We start from the raw sequence: 265 nt of genomic DNA, 5'->3' as shown, positions 1-265 counted from the left end.
CAAAGAAGAGTTATTCAGTCATTCTTTATTGAGAGTAGCACTGAGTGTCTCTGCAAGCCGAACCGGATAGTTACAATAACTTCTTCATTTGCAGTAACGTCCAGGGTTCACCATTAAAAACGCGAGTCGCCCTGTCAGCCTGGTAGATTTCAAAGCCCATCCCGCGATAACAATTTACCGCACGAAAATTGTGCTCAAACACCGCCAGTGATACCGCTTCAGCACCGAACTCAGACTCGGCTTTCTCCACCGCCATATCCAGCAG

General features: G+C 47.5%; 1 protein-coding gene. It reads right to left on the bottom strand.

Annotated features, from left to right (window positions below; all coding sequences use genetic code 11):
• Nucleotides 1-70 precede the first annotated feature (70 nt).
• Nucleotides 71-265, bottom strand: a 195-nt coding sequence (locus R0J87_RS21215; protein WP_498888759.1) for a GNAT family N-acetyltransferase, incomplete at its 5' end; no start/stop codon positions are given.

This window comes from Halomonas sp. SIMBA_159 (genome assembly GCF_046536035.1).
GTDB classification, from domain to species: domain Bacteria; phylum Pseudomonadota; class Gammaproteobacteria; order Pseudomonadales; family Halomonadaceae; genus Vreelandella; species Vreelandella venusta_A.
Note: the sequence above shows the minus strand (reverse complement) of the source record. Positions and strands in the feature narration are given on the sequence as shown.